The sequence below is a fragment of the Bradyrhizobium sp. 87 genome (assembly GCF_023073015.1).
Lineage (GTDB): Bacteria > Pseudomonadota > Alphaproteobacteria > Rhizobiales > Xanthobacteraceae > Bradyrhizobium > Bradyrhizobium canariense_D.
Map to the genome: position 1 here is coordinate 605,638 of NZ_JADPIQ010000090.1, position 15,130 is coordinate 620,767.

Annotated in this window: 17 protein-coding genes and 2 pseudogenes; 11 read left to right on the forward strand and 8 right to left on the reverse strand. The window is 62.4% G+C overall.

Features of this window, described 5'->3' with window-relative positions; genetic code table 11:
- The first annotated feature begins 75 nt into the window (after nt 1–75).
- The gene (locus IVB50_RS25670; protein ID WP_026233795.1) at nt 76–1,122 is read left to right on the forward strand and encodes an alpha/beta hydrolase; all 1,047 of its coding nucleotides are present in this window, start codon (nt 76–78) and stop codon (nt 1,120–1,122) included.
- A 227-nt stretch (nt 1,123–1,349) separates the two neighbouring features.
- A complete protein-coding gene (locus IVB50_RS25675) occupies nt 1,350–2,330 on the forward strand; it encodes a sensor histidine kinase (RefSeq protein ID WP_157643099.1) in 981 nt (326 codons plus the stop codon).
- A 57-nt stretch (nt 2,331–2,387) separates the two neighbouring features.
- On the opposite strand, the gene IVB50_RS25680 is transcribed toward IVB50_RS25675, so the two are convergent.
- From IVB50_RS25680 to IVB50_RS25695, 4 genes are all read right to left on the reverse strand, one after another.
- Entirely contained in the window at nt 2,388–2,732 is a 345-nt protein-coding gene (locus IVB50_RS25680; protein ID WP_085395846.1) for a hypothetical protein, read from the reverse strand.
- Nucleotides 2,733–3,115: 383 nt separating this feature from the next.
- On the reverse strand, nt 3,116–4,207 hold the full coding sequence (locus IVB50_RS25685) for a TRAP transporter substrate-binding protein (RefSeq protein WP_018459388.1): 1,092 nt from the start codon (nt 4,205–4,207) through the stop codon (nt 3,116–3,118).
- 218 nt (nt 4,208–4,425) lie between these two features.
- Entirely contained in the window at nt 4,426–5,568 is a 1,143-nt protein-coding gene (locus IVB50_RS25690; protein WP_247297652.1) for an Mrp/NBP35 family ATP-binding protein, read from the reverse strand.
- Between the two features lie 53 nt (nt 5,569–5,621).
- Nucleotides 5,622–6,059 carry a VOC family protein gene (locus IVB50_RS25695; RefSeq protein WP_018459390.1) on the reverse strand — a complete coding sequence of 146 codons (438 nt, stop codon included), beginning with the start codon at nt 6,057–6,059 and terminating at the stop codon, nt 5,622–5,624.
- A gap of 181 nt (nt 6,060–6,240) precedes the next feature.
- Between IVB50_RS25695 and IVB50_RS25700 the strand changes: the two genes are divergently transcribed.
- The 5 genes from IVB50_RS25700 (at nt 6,241) to IVB50_RS25720 (ending at nt 10,977) form a co-directional block, all read left to right on the forward strand.
- Complete coding sequence (locus IVB50_RS25700; protein WP_026233796.1) at nt 6,241–7,113, forward strand: NAD(P)-dependent oxidoreductase; 873 nt, start codon at nt 6,241–6,243, stop codon at nt 7,111–7,113.
- A 22-nt stretch (nt 7,114–7,135) separates the two neighbouring features.
- Nucleotides 7,136–8,413, forward strand: a complete 1,278-nt coding sequence (gene nhaD / locus IVB50_RS25705) for a sodium:proton antiporter NhaD (RefSeq protein ID WP_018459392.1) — start codon at nt 7,136–7,138, stop codon at nt 8,411–8,413.
- Nucleotides 8,414–8,550: 137 nt separating this feature from the next.
- On the forward strand, nt 8,551–10,146 hold the full coding sequence (locus IVB50_RS25710; protein ID WP_018459393.1) for a HAMP domain-containing sensor histidine kinase: 1,596 nt from the start codon (nt 8,551–8,553) through the stop codon (nt 10,144–10,146).
- A gap of 44 nt (nt 10,147–10,190) precedes the next feature.
- Nucleotides 10,191–10,394 (forward strand): DUF1289 domain-containing protein, encoded by a 204-nt coding sequence (locus IVB50_RS25715; protein WP_018459394.1) that lies wholly within the window; start codon nt 10,191–10,193, stop codon nt 10,392–10,394.
- Nucleotides 10,395–10,422: 28 nt separating this feature from the next.
- A complete protein-coding gene (locus IVB50_RS25720) occupies nt 10,423–10,977 on the forward strand; it encodes a TIGR02281 family clan AA aspartic protease (RefSeq protein WP_018459395.1) in 555 nt (184 codons plus the stop codon).
- A gap of 33 nt (nt 10,978–11,010) precedes the next feature.
- Here the strand turns inward: IVB50_RS25720 and dusA are convergent, their stop codons facing one another.
- The 3 genes and pseudogenes from dusA to IVB50_RS25735 all read right to left on the reverse strand — a co-directional run bounded on the left by dusA (nt 11,011) and on the right by IVB50_RS25735 (nt 12,495).
- Nucleotides 11,011–12,006, reverse strand: a complete 996-nt coding sequence (gene dusA, locus IVB50_RS25725; RefSeq protein WP_256465051.1) for a tRNA dihydrouridine(20/20a) synthase DusA — start codon at nt 12,004–12,006, stop codon at nt 11,011–11,013.
- Nucleotides 12,007–12,205: 199 nt separating this feature from the next.
- A pseudogene (locus tag IVB50_RS25730) lies at nt 12,206–12,295 on the reverse strand (DUF3606 domain-containing protein); the annotation flags it as partial.
- Between the two features lie 59 nt (nt 12,296–12,354).
- On the reverse strand, nt 12,355–12,495 hold the full coding sequence (locus IVB50_RS25735) for a hypothetical protein (protein ID WP_018459397.1): 141 nt from the start codon (nt 12,493–12,495) through the stop codon (nt 12,355–12,357).
- Nucleotides 12,496–12,667: 172 nt separating this feature from the next.
- On the opposite strand from IVB50_RS25735, the gene IVB50_RS25740 reads away from it, so the two are divergent.
- From IVB50_RS25740 to IVB50_RS25755, 4 genes and pseudogenes are all read left to right on the forward strand, one after another.
- Nucleotides 12,668–13,126: a YidB family protein gene (locus tag IVB50_RS25740; protein ID WP_026233798.1), complete on the forward strand. Its 459-nt coding sequence runs from the start codon at nt 12,668–12,670 to the stop codon at nt 13,124–13,126.
- Nucleotides 13,127–13,150: 24 nt separating this feature from the next.
- On the forward strand, nt 13,151–13,414 hold the full coding sequence (locus tag IVB50_RS25745; protein WP_018459399.1) for a GlsB/YeaQ/YmgE family stress response membrane protein: 264 nt from the start codon (nt 13,151–13,153) through the stop codon (nt 13,412–13,414).
- A 64-nt stretch (nt 13,415–13,478) separates the two neighbouring features.
- The gene (locus IVB50_RS25750; RefSeq protein WP_018459400.1) at nt 13,479–13,817 is read left to right on the forward strand and encodes a hypothetical protein; all 339 of its coding nucleotides are present in this window, start codon (nt 13,479–13,481) and stop codon (nt 13,815–13,817) included.
- Between the two features lie 238 nt (nt 13,818–14,055).
- Nucleotides 14,056–14,229, forward strand: a pseudogene (locus IVB50_RS25755) (DNA ligase); the annotation flags it as partial.
- 31 nt (nt 14,230–14,260) lie between these two features.
- Here the strand turns inward: IVB50_RS25755 and IVB50_RS25760 are convergent.
- Nucleotides 14,261–15,085, reverse strand: a complete 825-nt coding sequence (locus tag IVB50_RS25760; RefSeq protein WP_247297655.1) for a ribonuclease HII — start codon at nt 15,083–15,085, stop codon at nt 14,261–14,263.
- Between the last annotated feature and the right edge of the window lie 45 nt (nt 15,086–15,130).

Here is a 15,130-nt window from a genome sequence, read left to right on the forward strand (position 1 = left end):
CCCGCGAACCGTTCAACTCAGCTGCAACATTTCTCATTTGATGGGGCGTCGTGCAGACCACCTAAGGTAATGCACATGCGCCTTGCACGACGAACACGTTCCAGCTCCCTTCTATCCGATTGCTTGAGCGCCATTACGCGACATCCAGGCGCCGCCGCGTTTGCTGCCGCAGGTACCCTCGTTGCGGCTACCGCAATCATAAACCGGCGGCTCGCGAACAAAGCGCAACGCGATAATCCTCCGCAGGGTCGGTTCATCGACGTCGAGGGGGTTCGCCTGCACTATTTGGAACGCGGCAGAGGCAAGCCGCTGGTCTTGTTTCACGGCAATGGGAGCATGGTCCAGGATTTCGTCTCGAGTGGATTGATCGATCTCGCAGCCGAGAACTACAGGGTCATGGTGTTCGATCGTCCCGGTTTTGGGCATAGCTCGCGGCCAAGGCACGTCGTCTGGACTCCGGATGCCCAGGCGGACCTGTTCAAGAAGGCCCTCGATCAGTTGGGCGTCTCTCAAGCGATTGTCCTTGGCCATTCATGGGGAGCGTCGGTTGCGGTTGCGCTGGCGACAAGACATCCTTCGTTCGTGCAGGCTCTCGTATTGGCCTCGGGCTATTATTTCCCGACTCCCCGCGCGGACAGCGCGGCGTCGGTGCTGTCCGCCCTACCGGTGGTCGGGGACGTCATCAGCTCCACGATTTCGCCGCTAGCCGGTCGGATGATGTGGCCCGCGATGTTGCGCAAGCTGTTTGGCCCCCGGCCGGTCCCGAACAAGTTCGCCGGCTTTCCGAAAGAAATGGCGTTGCGCCCATCACAGATGCGGGCCACAGCGGCCGAAGCGACCATGTTGATCTCCGCCGCATTCTCAGGTTCGAAGACTTATGCAGAACTCAAGATGCCGACGATCATTATCGCGGGCCAGAACGATCGTCTGATCGATATCAAGCAGTCGGTCAGGCTGCATGGCGAGGTCAAGCAGAGCAAATTGCACCGGATCGACGGAGCGGGACACATGATTCATCATTCCGCAACCGCTGATGTGATGGCGGCCATCGACGAAGCTGCTGCCGAGGCGGTGTTGACTCATGGAAGGGAAGGCCCAGGCGTTTCGCGAAGCAACGCGTAATCGCTCACGAACAACGCCGCTGATCGCCGTCGGCGAACCTCACGGCTCGTTTGCGGAGGATCGCTTCTGAGCCAACTCGGGCGCGGGACCACACTTCAACCCGCCCTCTCGGTCGAACGGAGACCTTTTCGACCGGGTATGGTATCTGTCGATCGCCCGTTGGCCGAGGTGCCGATTGGTCAGATAAAGCGGGAAAACGAAGCACAATGGTTCCTAGCCAGGTGACGATGCCCTTGTGGCACGAAAAGCACCTCCGGGCTGCCACTCGCGCCGCCGGTGTCGCTCTATGGTCCTGGAACGTTGATACCGACGCCATCACCATGGATGAACCCGCGTACGACCTTTGGGAGGTGCCCAAGGGCGAGCAGAAAATTACGTTCGAGATACTGTCCAAGAACATCCACCCTGCCGATCTTGAGAGGGTGAGATCGGCATTTGCCGCTACTCGCGCAGTCGTAGGCTCTTACGAGATAGATTTTCGTATTCTGACCGGCAGCGATATCCGTTGGATTTCCGCGCGGGGCCAGGGCGACGATGCCGACATCGCGGATCGAACGATGTTCGGTATTTTCCTGGACGTCACCCAACGCAAGCAAGCCGAGGAAGCCAACGAGCTCCTGGCGGGCGAGATGAGCCACCGGCTGAAAAACCTTCTCACCGTCGCAACGGCGCTGACGCAAATGAGCTCACGCTCGGCAGCATCAAAAGAGGATATGGCCCAGGAGCTGACCAGTCGCCTGATCGCTCTTGGACGTGCTCAGGACCTTGTGCGCCCGGTACCGGGACGAAATAGAGAAGGGACGCTTCTCGGAGACCTCATCTCTGTTCTGCTTGCGCCGTACGATGAGGAAGGAGCCAGCGTTCGTATTCGTGTCTCGGTCCCCAAGATGAACGTGGGAGAGGCTTCCAGCACAGCACTCGCCTTGGTGATGCATGAACTGGCAACCAACTCTGCGAAATACGGTGCGCTGTCCCTTTCAAGTGGCACCCTGGACGTATCGTGCAACGCTCACGAGGACGAGGTCGTGGTCAAGTGGACGGAGCGGGGTGGTCCCCCCGTTGTCGCTCCAACAAAGCTCGAAGGCTTTGGAAGCCAGTTGGTGCACCGAAGTATGGCCGCCCAGCTTGGCGGGACCATAACTTTTGACTGGTCGGAAGAGGGTGTGGTGGTCATCCTGCGCATGAGCAAAGACCGTCTTGCGAATTGATGTTCAGCTGATTCCCCGCGCCCACTCCTCTCACCCGTCTGCGATCGGCCCTTGGCTTTACTTCGTACGACGCTCCTGAAAAGCGGCTCTGAGTTCGGCCAGTTCATCGCTTGTCGCTCCCAATTCCACATCGGCACGGCTTGCGGGCAAATCCTTGTAAGCAATCGGCTGATCGAACTGGCTCGCCGTGAAGTCGTACCGCCGGCCTCTAATGCGATTGTAAAAATGGTCGCCGGCCGGCAGCGGCGTCCTCAGCAACTCGCCGCCGAAGAGCTCGTGAATCAGCAGCGAGGTGACGTTGCATTGCCCTGCCGCCGGATTGCTCGCCGTCCATTGACTGGCGGTTGCCAACGACCAGGCCTTGCGCAGCGCGCTTTGAACCTCATCGGGATCGAAGCTCATCATCAACCCCAGGCCAGCCGCCGAGGCGCTCATTTCGGATTTTGCGATAATGCCTTTATGCCACTGTTTTGCCCGACGAGTCAAACGATCTCGCTGAAGCACGCGCGCCTGCCCGCTTTGACGCCCAAAAATACGAAGTTGCCCTCGACCGCGCGATGCTCGGGCGTGCCTGCCAATTAGCCCATCGCATCAAGCTGTTGGCTACACTCGCAACGCCTTGTCCTCTCACCCCTCGTCTACTGTGCATGGGGTTGTTTTTCAGATTTTTTGTTGGAGGCCCCGCCCGTCCCCCGGCGACAACGCCGCTCCGCAGCGTCGCCCCAAAGAAAAAGCCCGGCCTCGCGAACGAGACCGGGCGTGTCGTCTTGCGACTTGTTCGAAGATCAGCCGCGGGTGCGCGAGCGGATCATGAAGCTGTCGTAGGTGTATTCGGCGACCTGCCACCACAGATATTCGTCGGAGCGGTAGGCCTGCATGGCGTCGATCGACTTCTTGAAGTCGGGATTCTTGGCCGAGATCTCGCCCCACAATTCGTTGGTCGCCTTGAGGCAGGCTTCCAGAACCTCATTGGTGAACGGGCGAAGCTGCGTTCCGCCGGCGACCAGACGCTTCAGCGCGCCGGGGTTCACCATGTCGTAGCGCGCGGCCATCCAGGTGTTGGTGTTGACGGTCGCGTTGGTGAGGATCGCCTGATAGTTCTTCGGCAGCTCGTTCCACTTGTCGATGTTGGCGAAGGCGTGAACGGTCGGACCGCCTTCCCAGAAGCCCGGGTAGTAGTAGTACTTGGCGACCTTGGCGAAGCCGAGCTTCTCGTCATCGTAGGGACCGACCCATTCGGCCGCGTCGATGGTGCCCTTCTCGAGCGACGGATAGATGTCGCCGCCGGCGAGCTGCTGCGGCACCACGCCGACCTTCTGAAGCACCTGGCCGGCAATGCCGCCGATGCGCATCTTCAGGCCCGACAGGTCGGCAACGGTCTTGATCTCCTTGCGGAACCAGCCGCCCATCTGGGTGCCGGTGTTGCCGCAGGGGAAGCCCACCACGTTCGTCTTCTTGAAGAACTCGTTGGCGAGCTCGTTGCCGCCGCCTTGGTACAGCCAGGAATTCTGCTGGCGTGCATTCAGGCCGAAAGGCACCGACGCGAAAATCGCGAAGGTCGGGTCTTTGCCGACGTAATAATACGACACCGTGTGGCACATCTCGACGGTGCCCTTCTGGGTCGCATCCAGCGCCTGCAGGCCCGGGACGATTTCACCCGCCTGGAAGACCTGGATCTGAAACTTGTTGTCGGTCATCTCGGCGACGTACTTCGCCATCTGCTCGGCACCGCCATAGATGGTGTCGAGCGACTTCGGGAAGCTCGACGTCAGGCGCCACTTGATCTCGGGCGAGGACTGCGCGATCGCCGGCGAGGCCACCGCGGCGGTCGCCGCCGCGCCGGCTGCCGACACTTTCAGGAAATCACGACGCTTCATCTTCAGTCTCTCCTTGTTGGGGCGTTTCCCCTAACTTCCTCTTTGCTGCCGCTCATTCCGGCGACGCGTTCTTGGGCCGCGTCGAACCGAAGGGGCTTGACTGCCGTGGGCCTTTAACACGGAAGCCCTGCTTTCGAAACGCGACATTGGCATGACAGGGCTCTACGAAAGTCGCATGTCCCCAAGGTATTGGTTTCAAGGGATCGGCTTGGATCCGCTTAGGCCGCGGCGATGACGCCCTTGAGCTGGTCCCGCACCTGTCCCGCAATGGCGCGGTAGATCGCCGCATGGGGACCATCCGGCTCGCTGTCCACTACGGGCGTGCCCGCATCCGAGGTGGCGCGAATCGCCATGTGCAGGGGGATCTCGCCCAGGAATGGTACCCCGAGCTTCTCGGCCTCGTGGCGCGCGCCGCCATGGCCGAAAATGTCGGATTTCGTGCCGCATTGCGGGCACTGGAAATAGCTCATGTTCTCGACGATGCCGAGCACGGGCACGTTGACCTTCTTGAACATCGCAAGCCCCCGCCTTGCGTCGATCAGCGACAGGTCCTGCGGGGTCGAGACGATCACGGCGCCCTTCAAAGGGACGTTCTGCGCCAGCGTGAGCTGGGCATCGCCGGTGCCTGGCGGCATGTCGACGACGAGCACATCGAGCTGGCCCCATACGACGTCGCGCAGCATCTGCGTCACTGCCGACATCACCATCGGCCCGCGCCAGATCATCGCGGTCTCTTCCTCCACCAGGAAGCCGATCGACATGATGGCCAGGCCAAAGCGCCTGAGCGGAATCATCTTGCGCTCGTCGTTCAGCTCCGGCTTCTCGTGCAGGCCCGTCAGCCGCGGCACCGATGGGCCGTAGATGTCGGCATCGAGCAGCCCGACCTTGAGGCCGAGATCGCGCAGACCGAGTGCCAGGTTGAGCGCGCTGGTGGATTTGCCGACACCGCCCTTGCCCGAGGCGACCGCGATCACGGCCGCGACGCCCGGAATCTCGGACTGCCGCGCCATCGGCGATTGGGCGCCGCCCTGCGGCGGCGGCTTGTGGGCGTGGACGGGCTGCACGCCCGGCGTGCCGCGGCTGGGAGTTGGCGGCGGTGGCGGCGCCGCGCCGGCCTTCCGCTCGGCGGTCAGCGCCACCATGACGGTGGTGACGCCGGGAATGGCGCGCACCGCGGCCTCGGCCTCGGCCCGGACGGATTCCCAGGCTCGCGCTTCGGCGGCATCGACATTGATCGAGAAGAACACCTTGCCGTCGGCCGCGCTGATCGCGCTCAGCACATTGGCATTGGTGAGCGCGACCCCGCGGGGCGACTTGATCCTGGCGAGGCTGTCGAGAACCTGTTGCTGCGTCACGCTCAAAGCGCATCTCCTAGAATTCAAGATGCCCCATTAGAGCGGAAACGCCCAAAAGGCTACTGCCTGCCGATATCGTCAGCCATCTCGGCGGGCGCGGCCCCCTGCTCCAGGGCCGCCTCGTAGTTGAGCTCGATCATGACCCCGTTGGGGTCGTGGACGAAGATCTGCCAGAGCTCACCGCCGGGCACTTGGCGGGAGTCGAACTTCATCCCCTTTGAGGCCAGCCGCTGCTTCATGCCGTCAAACCCGCGGCTGGCGAAGGCGACGTGGTGGACAACGCCGGAATCCGGCTTTTGTGGCTCGGCAGTCGGAGAAATATCGACGAGGTGCACCACCGGCTTTCCCTCGCTGTACATCCAGGCGCCGGGGAAGGCGAAATTCGGCCGGGCGCCTTTTTCCAGGCCCAGCACGTCCTCGTAGAAGCGGACGGTTTCGGCCAGATTCCGGGTCCGGACATTGAAATGATCGAGCACGCCCACGCTTACGCCGCCCATGCCTTCGCTCCCTTTTTTTGAAGTCCTTAGGTCCACCATCCTAACACAGGCGGGGCCAAACGAACCCGTTGCCCTCCGGCCTCAAGGGTTTATGGTGCGCCCGATCTGCCGCAATGGCGGAACCGGACGGCCCTCGCCCGGCAAGAACCGTAAAACCCAAACTACGGACAAGGTACTACAGATGGCTAAAGTCGCTTTCCTCGGTCTCGGCGTGATGGGCTTCCCCATGGCCGGACACCTCGTGAAAAAAGGGGGCCATGAGGTCACCGTCTATAACCGCACCGCGGCCAAGGCGAAGGAGTGGGCGGACAAGTTCGGCGGCAAGACCGCGGCGACCCCGAAGGCCGCGGCCGAGGGCCAGGATTTCGTGATGTGCTGCGTCGGCAACGATAACGATCTGCGCGCGGTCACGATCGGTGCCGACGGCGCGTTTGCCGGCATGAAGAAGGGTGCAACCTTCGTCGACCACACCACCGCTTCCGCCGAGGTCGCGCGTGAGCTCGATGCGGCCGCGACCAAGGCCGGCTTCAAGTTCATCGACGCACCCGTGTCCGGCGGCCAGGCCGGCGCCGAGAACGGCGTGCTGACGGTGATGTGCGGCGGCGCGCAGGACGCCTATGCCGGCGCCGAGCCGATCATCACAGGCGCCTATGCGCGGATGTGCAAATTGCTGGGGCCCGCCGGCTCCGGCCAGCTGACCAAAATGGTCAACCAGATCTGCATCGCCGGCCTCGTCCAGGGCCTCTCCGAGGGTATTCACTTCGCCAAGAAAAGTGGCCTTGACGTCGCCGCCGTGATCGAAACCATCTCCAAGGGCGCCGCGCAGTCCTGGCAGATGGAGAACCGCTACAAGACCATGAACGAGGACAAATACGATTTCGGCTTCGCGGTCGAATGGATGCGCAAGGATCTCTCGATCTCGCTGGCCGAAGCCCGTCGCAATGGCGCCAATCTGCCGGTGACCGCGCTCGTCGACCAGTTCTACGCCGAGGTCGAGAAGATGGGCGGCAAGCGCTGGGATACATCGAGCCTGCTCGCGCGCCTGAATCGCTGACACCTCACGAAGTGATCCTGCCTTGCTGACCGCACTCGCCGCAATCTTCATCCTCGCCTATGCGGCGATCGCGCTCGAGCATCCTATCGGGGTGAACAAGAGCGCGTCTGCGCTACTCGGCGCGGGCGTGCTCTGGACAATCTACGCGCTCGCGACCGGCGACCACACGCTGGTCGGCCGTCAGCTTGACGAGTCCGTCGCTGCCACCGCGCAGATCGTGTTCTTCCTGGTTGGCGCGATGACCATCGTCGAGGTCATCGACGCCCATGACGGTTTCGAGGTCATCACCTCCCGCATCAGCACGACCAGCCAGGTCCGTCTGATATGGCTGATTGGCTTCGTTACCTTCTTCCTCAGTGCAATCCTCGACAATCTGACCACCACCATCGTCATGGTCTCGCTGATCCAGCGGCTGATCGCCAAGCGCGACGACCGCTTGCTGTTCGCCTCCCTCATCGTCATCGCCGCAAATGCCGGCGGCGCATGGACCGTGATCGGCGACGTCACCACGACCATGCTGTGGATCGGCGGACAGATTTCGCCCCTGAAAATCATGAGCGCGGTGTTCCTGCCCTCCTTGCTCAACCTGCTGGTGCCGCTCGCATTCATCAGCTTTTCACTCAAGGGCAAGACCATCGCACCACCGCCGAAAGAGGACGGATTGCAGGGCGTCGATCCGTTCGAGCGGAACGTGATGTTCTATCTCGGACTCGGCGTACTGATCGCGGTGCCCGCCTTCAAGACGGTCACGCACCTGCCGCCCTTCATGGGCGTCCTGCTCGGGCTTGGCATCGTGTGGTTGGTCGGCGAGATCGTTCATCGCAAAAAGGATGAGCATGTCCGCGGTCCCCTCACGCTTGCGAATGCGCTGACGCGGATCGACATGGGCTCGATCGTATTCTTCCTCGGCATCTTGCTCGCGGTCGCCTGCCTCGAACATGCCGGCCTGCTCTCCATGGTGGCCAAATGGCTGGACACCGCGATCGGCCGACAGGACATCATCGTGATCGTGCTCGGCCTGCTCAGTGCTGTCATCGACAACGTGCCGCTGGTCGCCGCGACGATGGGCATGTACGACCTCGCGCATTATCCACCCGACAGCTTCATCTGGGAGTTCATCGCCTATTGCGCCGGAACCGGCGGCTCGATCCTGATCATCGGCTCGGCCGCAGGCGTCGCCGCCATGGGGCTCGAGCGCATCGAGTTCCTCTGGTACGCCCGCCGCATCGCCGTTCCCGCGCTCGCCGGCTATCTGGCGGGCGCCGTGGTGTACATCGCGCAGCACGCGGCGCTGCATTGAGCGGCTCACGCCGGATCCAAAATTAACGCCGGGTTAACGTAATTCTTTAGCTCCTTAAGTCACCTCTTAAGGATTTCTTGCCAGAGATAGACAATGCAGAAGGCCCGTCCCGCGCGGGCAGGAATTGTTGTTGTGCGATGAGTAAACCCGCTGAAAAGCCCGAGGTTGTGCAGCTTCCGGCCGAGCCGGTGAGCGTGCCGTCGGCGAGCCATCGCCGGGCTGCGGCACAGCGGGTGCGCGAGGCGCGCGATAAGTTAACGTCGACCAGTGGAACCCGGCCGGCTTTCGATGCCGAAATGCTGCGCCAGTACGCCCAGACGCGGCTGTCGGCCTCCTATGTCGTGATGCTGCTTGTGGTCGCGACAGGCGTGCTGTTTGGGCTGTGGATGCAGCCGATCCCGGCCGCGGCCTGGACCGCCGGCATGCTTTGCATTCATGCCGCAATGATCCGCAGCTGCCACCGCTTCCTGGCCGAGCCCGCCTCGCCCGCGGCAACGCGCGCATGGCAGACGCGTTTCGTCGTGCTCGACCTGCTCTATGGCCTTTGCTGGATGGCGATCCTGATCCATCCCGTGCTCGACATGATCACGGAAACGCTGATGATGTTCCTGATGCTGCTGGTGATCGCAGTATCAAGCATGCTGGCCGCCAATCTGCCGATCGCCGCCCTCGCCGCCACCGCACCGGTCGCGGTCGCGATGGCGCTGAGCTTCGTGATGACTGGCTCGCTGGATAATTACATCCTGGCCGCGCTCGCCGTCGCCGCCGAAGGCTATTTCGTGTTGCTGGCTCACCGCCTGCACTCTTCGACCTTCGCCACGCTCGAGGCGCGGGCCGAGAAGGACGCGCTGATCGGCGAGCTCGAACAAGCCAAGGCGATCTCGGACGAAGCGCGCCACCGCGCCGAATCCGCCAATGTGGCCAAGTCGCGCTTTCTGGCGCAGATGAGCCACGAACTGCGGACGCCGCTCAATGCAATCCTCGGCTTCTCGGAAGTGATGAAGAGCGAGATTTTCGGCGCGCATGCCGTGCCGGTCTACAAGGAGTACTCGGCCGACATCCACAATTCCGGCGTCCACCTGCTCAACCTCATCAACGAGATCCTCGATCTGTCGCGGATCGAGGCTGGCCGCTACGAGCTCAACGAGGAAGCGGTCTCGCTGGTCGGCATCGTCGCCGACTGCCATCATTTGATGAAGCTGCGCGCCTCGAGCCGTGGCATCACCATCCACGAGGTGTTCGAGCAGGCGATGCCGCGGCTGTGGGCCGACGAGCGCGCGATCCGCCAGGTCGTGCTCAATCTGCTCTCCAACTCGATCAAGTTCACTCCGCAGGGCGGCGAGATCTGGCTCAAGGCCGGCTGGACGGCCTCAGGCGGACAATATCTCTCGGTGAAGGACACCGGCTCCGGGATTCCCGAGGACGAGATCCCGGTCGTGCTCGCATCGTTCGGCCAAGGTTCCAATTCGATCAAGTCGGCCGAACAGGGCGCCGGTCTCGGCCTGCCGATCGCCAAGAATCTGGTCGACCTGCATGGCGGTACATTCACGCTGAAATCGAAGCTGCGCATCGGCACCGAAGTGATCGTCACCTTCCCGCCCGAGCGCGTGATGAGCGCGCTGGCGCCGATGTCGGATGATTCTCCGCCGCTCCAACCCGAGAGTTCCGCGGTGGCGGACGAGAAGCGCCGGCCCCGCCGCAAGCCGATCATGAGCGCGGGTACGGGCTCGTAACGAGATGCTTGCAGACATGCCCGACCATCCGCCACTATGCCCCAATGAGCAAAGAAACGCCGTGCGTGGCGGTCTGCATGATCGACCCCAAGACCAGGCTGTGCTTCGGCTGCGGACGCACATTGCCGGAGATCGCGCGCTGGCACGCCATGGAGAGCGCGGAGCGGCTCGCCCTCATGGCGCTGTTGCCGGCGCGCATGAATCAGGCTGGACTTCCGCCCATCGCGGGATCGCCGAAACACACCTGACCGGTCGGCGCGCATCTGGAAATGCGCAATGATCCGCTTTCTGCTCGTCTTCATCATGCTCGCCTGCACGGCCGGTGCCGTCGTCGCCTATGGCGATTCCGACCAGATCGCGCGCGCAAGCAGCAAGGTCTCGCATATCTTTCGCACGCAGACCGCAGCGCCCGCGCCCGCCGTGCAGATTCCGCGCGGCCAGGGCGGCGAATTCGCGCTGCGCGCGAAGATCAACGGCGTGGCCGCACCGATGGTCATTGACACCGGCGCGACCTCGGTGGTGCTGACCTGGGAAACCGCGAAGGCGATCGGGCTGCCGCTCGAGATGCTCGAATACGACGTCGATCTCGAAACCGCGGGCGGTCATACCAAGGCGGCCCGCCTCACGATCGACCGCCTCTCCGTCGGTCACCTCGTCGAGAAATCGGTGCCAGCCCTCGTCGTACAGCGCGGGCAGATGAAGACCAACCTGCTCGGGATGAGCTTCCTCGATCGCCTGGAGAGCTGGGGCGTGCGCGCCGACAGGCTGATGCTCACGGGTTATCCGGAGCTCCAGACCAGTCGCCGCCGCTCGCGCCTGGCAGTCGACTAGACTCTTGCAATCCGGCTCGTCATGCGATTACGGCTAGGCCGCCGCCTCCGCCGGTGCGCGCGCACCGACACGCGCAATCGCTTCGCGTAGCACCTCGAGGCCAGCGCCCGGCTTCACCCCCTGCTCGGCAAGATGCCGGCGGAAGGCGCGCGCGCCGGGGACGGCGTGGAATGCGCCGACGAAATGCCTCGCCATAGAGTGCAGCCTCGTGCCGCGCGCGAGCTGCTGTTCGATGTAGGGCACCATCCCTTCGAGCGCATCCTGCATCGAGGCATGCGGCGCCGCCTCGCGGAAAATGTCGGTATCGACCGAGAGCAGCCGCCACGGCTCCTGATAGGCGGCTCGTCCAAGCATCGCGCCGTCAACGTGATCGAGATGTGCCCTTGCCTCGTCGACACCGGGGATGCCGCCGTTGATGATGACAGGCACATCCGGCATCGCGCGCTTGAGGCGATAGACGCGATCATAGTCGAGCGGCGGGATCTCGCGATTCTCCTTTGGTGACAAACCGCTGAGCCATGCTTTCCGGGCATGTACGATCAGCGCATCGCAGCCGGAGTCAACGACTGCGTGCGCAAGGTTGTCGAGCGCGACTTCGGGATCCTGGTCGTCGATCCCGATGCGGCACTTCACGGTCACGGGCACGGCCACCTCACCCTTCATCGCCTCGACGCACCTCGCCACGAGATCAGGCTCTGCCATCAGGCAAGCGCCGAAACGGCCGTCCTTCACGCGGTCGGAGGGGCAGCCGACGTTGAGGTTGATTTCGTCATAACCGAACTCCTCGCCGATCCGCGCCGCCAGCGCCAGCTCGCGTGGGTCCGACCCGCCGAGTTGAAGCGCGACCGGGTGCTCGACTAGGTCGAACCCAAGCAGCCGCTTCCGGTCACCATGAATGATGGCGCCAGTGGTCAGCATCTCCGTATAGAGCAGCGCCCGCCTCGTCAGGTGACGGTGGAACACCCGGCAATGCCGGTCGGTCCAATCCATCATGGGCGCCACGGAAAAGCGATATTCTTGATATTCCAAGTAGTTATCCTATCCTTACAATGGACTAGAGCAGGAACAAGTGCACACGTGTGCACTCCAAACTAGCCAAAATTGCACACGTTTGTACCGCGTTTGATCTCCCGGTGCACACTAGCGCACATGAAATCCGGGTGGAGCGCACACGCGGTGCCGACCTTTAAGAAGCTCAAGTCGGGCAGCTGGCGCGTTCAAGTCAGGAGGAATCGTATCGCACTTCGTAGTCCTGGCCGTTAGCCACGCGGGCGCGATCTTGTTTGCGTCCCCGTGCGGTCTCCTTCTTCGCTGCCATCTGCTCCTCCGTCCGCGAAACTCATCGCGGTGCGACGCTTCAAGGAATCGCGAGTTCCTTCAAAGAAGCTGTTGCGAGCGCGAGGCCGAACGAACGCGAGCGACGCAGCATCGCGGCTCCAACTTGGTGGGCTTTTCCATTTTCAGTTCCTCGACCGCCTGCACGAAGGCTTCGTCGCGCCGCATGAGCAAAGCGGCCATTTGGCGCACGTCGCGCGAGCTGGTTTGCTCCGGACTTTCGCCCGGAGCCCGCTCCCGTTTTCTTGCAGATGCTTCTCTAGATCCTCCTTTCCAAAACCCACGGCTCGGGAAAACTTGGAACTTCTCAGCCCAGCGTAGGTTGGTTGCCGATCGTTGAACTCAGGAGCCGAAAATGAGCCGCGGAATGCCATCGATGACCGCCCTCTTGGGTATGCTCGCAATCGCGGGGTATCAAAATCGGGACAAGCTGGCGGACATGTTTCGCAATGCGACCTCCGGCCAGCCGGCGGGTGCCAAGGATTCCCTGAGCGGCATGCTCGGCAGCCTTGGCGGCCTAGCGGGGACCGGAGGCGTGGGTTCGCTGCTGAACGGCGGGATCGGCGAATTGCTCGAGCACTTCAGGCAGAACGGGCAAGGCGATGTGGCTCAATCCTGGATCAATCAGGGGCCGAACCGCGAAGTCACCCCGCCCGAACTCCAGCAGGCTATCGGTCCGGACGTCCTTCAAAAACTGGAGCAGCAGACCGGCTTGTCGCAGCAGGAGATTCTCGACCGTTTGTCCCGAGAGCTTCCGACTGCCGTGGACAAATACACGCCTGATGGACGTCTTCCGGCTTCATCGGCGGGATAACACCACAGCGATCGAGGGAGAGACATGAGCATCATCTGGACGATCATCATCGGTTTCATCGCAGGCGTCATCGCGAAGTTCATCATGCCCGGCGACAACGAGCCCTCGGGTTTCATCCTGACCACCATCCTGGGAATAGTGGGCGCGTTCGTTGCGACCTATCTTGGTCAATCTCTCGGCTGGTACCGGCCAGGAGAAGGCGCAGGACTAGTGGGGGCAGTGGTAGGCGCCATCATCGTGCTTTTCGTCTACGGTTTTGTAGCCGGTCGCAGCCGTCGGGCCATCTAACCACAGTGCACGGAATTCTGCGCGTCAGCGGAGAATTCGCCCGGTGTGAAAGGCGATCGGCAAGATGAAATGGATGCTCGTTGTCCTGGTAGGAGGCATGACCCCGGTCAACACCGACCTGGTGTTCGACAAGTTCGCCGATTGCCTTGCCGCCGAGGAGCAGATGCGGAAACATTATACCGACGCCTTCGAAGTCTGGGACCGATGGGCCGCCGCGAATATCGAGCGAAGACGCGAATACACGAAGGTGCGCGACCTCCAGGCCAAACGCCTGCTCAGCAACATCGGTACGTGCGTTCCTCATGCGGGCGGCGACCCCGCGGCGCTTCAGCAGCAGAGCAATCCGACACCTCCCCAAACTCCTCAAGCCGCACCTATGCTTCAGCCAAGTCCGAAAACGTGACGTCTGAACGTTTCGAACAGGCGCAGCCGCAAACGAATGTTGCAGCTGCGCATTCATCGCCCCTGCCTTCATTGTTCTCGCCCGCGCTGACCTTTGGCCTGCTGACGATTATAGGTGAACGCCTAAATGTCGCCCTGACGGACCTGCGGGCTGACGATGTCGGCCGAACTATAGCGCAAGCACCGGCTCAAGGCCCTCCTGCCGCGCCACAAGCTGATCGCGTTCAGCAAGCACCGCAGCCAAAGTAAAGGATGAGCGGGTCACGACCTGGGTGCATCCTTCGTTGGTCGTGGAAGTGAAATTAGCGGAGTGGACCAGCAAGGGCGAGCTGCGCCAGCCGGTCTATCTCGGCCTGAGGTCGGACAAATTGGCCAAGGACGTCGTTCGCGAAAAGAAATGGCCGCGAAAATAGTACGCCGAGACGAAACGTGGACCCCAGGAGTTCAACCAGCGGTGCGCTCGGATGCCGAAGGCCACGGCGGCAGGGGCGGCAGTCCGAGGGCCTTGCGTACTGGTCCGAACGACCTCCGGTGAGCTGCGCATGCACCAAGCCTGGCGAGCGCCTGATAATGAGCCGGCACCGGGTAGCCCTTGTGATCCGCGAATCCGTAGCCGGGGTGACGCACATCGAGCGTCCGCATTATGCGGTCGCGCTCGACTTTCGCGAGGATGGAGGCGGCGGCGATGCTGGCGGACTTGGCGTCGCCTTTAATGATGGACTGCTGAGGGATCTCGATTTCCTTCAACCGCTTCGCGTCAATCAGCAAGTACTGCGGCGCCAACCCTAGCCCCCGGACCGCACGCTGCATCGCCTGGATGCCTGCCCAATAGATGTTGATCGCGTCGATCTCCTCGACCTCGACGAATGCCACACACCAACTCTCTGCCTTTTCCTTGATCTCCTTCGCGAGTTCTTCGCGAGCGGCGGCATCGAGTTTTTTCGAGTCGTCAATTCCGATTATCCGCGTGCCGGGTTTCAGGATCACGGCGCCGGCGGAGACTGGCCCGGCGAGAGGGCTCATTCCCGCCTCGTCCACGCCTGCCACAATATGATGGCCGCTTGCCCAGAGAGAGGTCTCGAAGCGGAGCATCTTTCGCAGGCGCTGCCCTTCGGACCTGTTTTCGGAGCGCCGTTTATCGATGGAAGCCAGGATGGCACGGGCTCCCGCGCGGGCGTCGGCCCGTAAGACCTGCTCGACGCTGGCCTCGAGGGGTCTTTTCTCGACGACATAGCGCCGCCGCAATTCATCGAGTGAATACTGGGACATGGCGGCCTTCCTGAAGATTGACTGCGGGAAGCGTGTCGGTGAAAT

What these genes read in the sequence shown, in the direction of transcription:
- IVB50_RS25670 (WP_026233795.1), top strand. Translation starts at nt 76, where the DNA reads ATGCGCCTTGCACGACGAACACGTTCCAGCTCCCTTCTATCCGATTGC.
- IVB50_RS25735 (WP_018459397.1), bottom strand. Translation starts at nt 12,495, where the DNA reads ATGGCCGCTTTGCTCATGCGGCGCGACGAAGCCTTCGTGCAGGCGGTC.
- IVB50_RS25675 (WP_157643099.1), top strand. Translation starts at nt 1,350, where the DNA reads ATGCCCTTGTGGCACGAAAAGCACCTCCGGGCTGCCACTCGCGCCGCC.
- IVB50_RS25760 (WP_247297655.1), bottom strand. Translation starts at nt 15,085, where the DNA reads ATGTCCCAGTATTCACTCGATGAATTGCGGCGGCGCTATGTCGTCGAG.
- IVB50_RS25750 (WP_018459400.1), top strand. Translation starts at nt 13,479, where the DNA reads ATGAAATGGATGCTCGTTGTCCTGGTAGGAGGCATGACCCCGGTCAAC.
- IVB50_RS25695 (WP_018459390.1), bottom strand. Translation starts at nt 6,059, where the DNA reads ATGGGCGGCGTAAGCGTGGGCGTGCTCGATCATTTCAATGTCCGGACC.
- IVB50_RS25715 (WP_018459394.1), top strand. Translation starts at nt 10,191, where the DNA reads ATGAGCAAAGAAACGCCGTGCGTGGCGGTCTGCATGATCGACCCCAAG.
- IVB50_RS25745 (WP_018459399.1), top strand. Translation starts at nt 13,151, where the DNA reads ATGAGCATCATCTGGACGATCATCATCGGTTTCATCGCAGGCGTCATC.
- IVB50_RS25710 (WP_018459393.1), top strand. Translation starts at nt 8,551, where the DNA reads ATGAGTAAACCCGCTGAAAAGCCCGAGGTTGTGCAGCTTCCGGCCGAG.
- IVB50_RS25680 (WP_085395846.1), bottom strand. Translation starts at nt 2,732, where the DNA reads ATGAGCTTCGATCCCGATGAGGTTCAAAGCGCGCTGCGCAAGGCCTGG.
- IVB50_RS25740 (WP_026233798.1), top strand. Translation starts at nt 12,668, where the DNA reads ATGAGCCGCGGAATGCCATCGATGACCGCCCTCTTGGGTATGCTCGCA.
- IVB50_RS25720 (WP_018459395.1), top strand. Translation starts at nt 10,423, where the DNA reads ATGATCCGCTTTCTGCTCGTCTTCATCATGCTCGCCTGCACGGCCGGT.
- IVB50_RS25685 (WP_018459388.1), bottom strand. Translation starts at nt 4,207, where the DNA reads ATGAAGCGTCGTGATTTCCTGAAAGTGTCGGCAGCCGGCGCGGCGGCG.
- IVB50_RS25700 (WP_026233796.1), top strand. Translation starts at nt 6,241, where the DNA reads ATGGCTAAAGTCGCTTTCCTCGGTCTCGGCGTGATGGGCTTCCCCATG.